The sequence below is a fragment of the Xenorhabdus entomophaga genome (assembly GCF_037996725.1).
Classification (GTDB): Bacteria; Pseudomonadota; Gammaproteobacteria; order Enterobacterales; family Enterobacteriaceae; genus Xenorhabdus; species Xenorhabdus khoisanae.
Genome location: NZ_JBBMXH010000205.1, coordinates 1 through 2802 on the forward strand (window position 1 = coordinate 1; position 2802 = coordinate 2802).

4 protein-coding genes are annotated in these 2802 nt (G+C 35.3%); 3 read left to right on the forward strand and 1 reads right to left on the reverse strand.

Annotation, left to right across the window (positions count from 1 at the left end; translation table 11 throughout):
- Nucleotides 1–195: 195 nt before the first annotated feature.
- From AAC854_RS21990 to AAC854_RS22000, 3 genes are all read left to right on the forward strand, one after another.
- Nucleotides 196–1377 (forward strand): PI-PLC domain-containing protein, encoded by a 1182-nt coding sequence (locus tag AAC854_RS21990; protein WP_340618959.1) that lies wholly within the window; start codon nucleotides 196–198, stop codon nucleotides 1375–1377.
- Between the two features lie 115 nt (nucleotides 1378–1492).
- A complete protein-coding gene (locus AAC854_RS21995; RefSeq protein WP_340618960.1) occupies nucleotides 1493–1969 on the forward strand; it encodes a hypothetical protein in 477 nt (158 codons plus the stop codon).
- The gene (locus AAC854_RS22000; RefSeq protein ID WP_340618961.1) at nucleotides 1970–2296 is read left to right on the forward strand and encodes a lysozyme inhibitor LprI family protein; all 327 of its coding nucleotides are present in this window, start codon (nucleotides 1970–1972) and stop codon (nucleotides 2294–2296) included.
- A gap of 67 nt (nucleotides 2297–2363) precedes the next feature.
- On the opposite strand, the gene AAC854_RS22005 is transcribed toward AAC854_RS22000, so the two are convergent.
- Nucleotides 2364–2696: a hypothetical protein gene (locus tag AAC854_RS22005; protein WP_340618962.1), complete on the reverse strand. Its 333-nt coding sequence runs from the start codon at nucleotides 2694–2696 to the stop codon at nucleotides 2364–2366.
- Nucleotides 2697–2802: the final 106 nt, after the last annotated feature.

Consider the following 2802-nt stretch of genomic DNA (forward strand, 5'->3'; position numbering starts at 1 on the left):
GTAATACGTTCAGGTTCAGACAGTGTGATATTCGATTTCATAGGAATAGGGGGTAAGTCATCGGATTACCAATTATAGCATCAATGCAGATAGTTTATCTGATCAACTTATTTCCCAGAAAAAATAACATCTAAAGACGCAGTCCAATTAATCATAGAAAGAAGTGGTTGGATTTTTAATGATCATGATCTTGATATGGGCATTGCTGAATACAAGTTACTTGACTCGAATGAAAGTCATTTTCAAATAAGTGCAAAATATCATAAAGATAAAGGGCGTTTTTTGATTAGTATTGATTTTATCAGTTTACAAACAGACGGAAATTTACCAGGATCAACACTAATATTAGGGTGGACACCAGATTCATTAACCACATTTATACTTTCAGGTACAGAAGGAAGCTATACAGGAACAAATCTGAAAACGGAGAGTTGGATGTATGATAATAGAAAAATTTTGGGCGATCTGCCATTAAAATCAATCTGTATCACTGGCTCTCATGATGCCGGTATGAGTAGAATAACAGGTGGTACAGCAGCAGGGGTTGAATGTAATACATTAACTCAATCTTATGATCTATTAGGACAATTAAATTTAGGGATAAGGTTCTTTGATATCAGGCCAGTCATCAGTGCTGCCCATTACTCTACCGGTCATTATTCTAAAGTTGGTTTCTCCTGGCAAGGAGCAAACGGCGAACCAATTCAATCTATCATTAATGGTATAAATTCATTCACAAAAAACAACAATGAGTTGATCATTATTAGGCTTTCTCATTCTCTCAATACTGATCTTGGCAACACCTCTTATCGTTCATTTACACAAGAAGAATGGGATGGTCTATTTGACCAATTAAGTAAGACTAAAAATCTCTATTATTATCAGGATGATGAAACAGATACCTCCTTTTCTCTTGCAAACATAACCTTAAACAAGTTTACCAATAATGGTGCCAATTCAGCAGTTTTATTCGTAATACGAAAAGATGAAAAAAACAAAATTGACTTAGGAAAACGATATAAAAAAGGTTTTTTCTATCTTGATGACCTTAATATATATGGTAAATATTCCAATACAAATGATTTCAGGAAGATGTCGGATGAACAAATAAAAAAAATGAATAACTTCTATGGATATAAATACTTTTTATTATATTGGACATTAACCCAAAGTACAGCACAATCAATCCTTTGTAAGCTACCGGGAGTTGATAGCATTAAAGATTTAGCAAATTACGCGAATCAAAATCTGTCTGCTTATCCTTATATCGTTATAGATTCATCATCATACCCGAATATCATTAATGTTGATAATGTATTAGATACGAACATCACTGCATTTGCAGTAGCCATTAATTATAAAGTACATTCGGCATAACAAAAAGGCTATTTAAAAATGGCTTCAACAATAAGTCAACGTATATCCTCTGTGATGGCACAATTAAATAATCTGTGCCATACTTTTTTAGTCTCAAACGGGGGAGTATGCTGCTATGTTTTCAAAATACTTAACTTATTTGGGTGCCAGTTGTCTTTTATTATCTGTCTTTGCGCAAGCACAATCACCATCCAACCAATTATCCCTAAACCAGAAAAAATACCTGCAACAACAGATTAATGAACAAATTACAGATAAATCTGCTCTGAAAGATGTAGCAAACTGGTCAGAGGCTAAAAAAGTGGCTGAATTTATTTGTCGCCCTTTTGCTTTGCCCATCATTCAACAGCATCACAAAGATGCCGATAAGGTTTTTCTGGGTGATGTTTCACCCGATAGCATAAAGCTGGAACATTCATCTGAATTGGTTGGTAAAGGTATGTACCGAACAGATGATGGTTGGAAGGATATCCGGTTCTCCTGCAAATTGGATGCAACGGGTAAGGCACACTCATTTAAGTATGAAAATGCCGAGTCTCCCAAATTGCAAACCGGGCCTGGACCTGTTATCCCCTCCCATAAGGAGCAATAAATGAAGTATATCTATTTTATGTTATTTATCCTGTCGCCATTAAGCTTCGCTGCCAGTTTTGACTGTGCGAAAGCTAAAACACCGGATGAAAAAGTGATTTGCTCAAACCCAAAGCTCAATGATTTGGATGTGGAAATGAGCGTAAAGTATCACTTTCTGCAAGGGTTATTTGCCATGGGAGTATCAGGGGAGATGTATGATAACCAAACTGCATGGCTGAAGCAGCGCCAAAAGTGCAAGGGAGATACGGCCTGTTTGCTGCAAAGTTACCGCCAGCGGATTAATCAACTTGATACGCTGTATAATTCGATAGAGAAACCGATTTGATAGCAGATATTCAGGAACTCAAGGAGGGATTTTCTTTCCTTGAGTTTTTTTATGACAAAGAATGACATTAATGATATTGAGTTAATTCCTTAACTAATTCAGGTATAAACCCTATTTTAACTGGCTGCATACCTAAACCAAGCTTATCGTATATTTGCCCACCAATACCAGGAATAACCTCACCTGAGTGAGTATCTTTTTCAGCATCAACGGCAAAATAAATAAATTTAAATTTTTTGCTGATTCGTGAAGGAAATTCTTTTAATAAAGACGTTTCCGAATTCTTATGCATAACAGGTGAAACAATATAAATATTTTTCGCCTTAATTTTCTCAATAACTTCAAGCAAATTTGTACGTACAACACAGCTACCAGAAATGACCGATTTAACAATAATCATATACAGGATCTTAATAATTAAGTCTTTCAAAACATGCATTCAATGTCTTGTTTTTACATGATTTTCTTTGTGGTGTTTTGAAGGCATTTTGACCTAAGTACTCCCT

Bases quoted from the DNA above. Each gene is read 5' to 3' on its own strand.
- AAC854_RS21990 (WP_340618959.1), top strand. From the start codon at position 196: ATGGGCATTGCTGAATACAAGTTACTTGACTCGAATGAAAGTCATTTT.
- AAC854_RS22000 (WP_340618961.1), top strand. From the start codon at position 1,970: ATGAAGTATATCTATTTTATGTTATTTATCCTGTCGCCATTAAGCTTC.
- AAC854_RS22005 (WP_340618962.1), bottom strand. From the start codon at position 2,696: ATGATTATTGTTAAATCGGTCATTTCTGGTAGCTGTGTTGTACGTACA.
- AAC854_RS21995 (WP_340618960.1), top strand. From the start codon at position 1,493: ATGTTTTCAAAATACTTAACTTATTTGGGTGCCAGTTGTCTTTTATTA.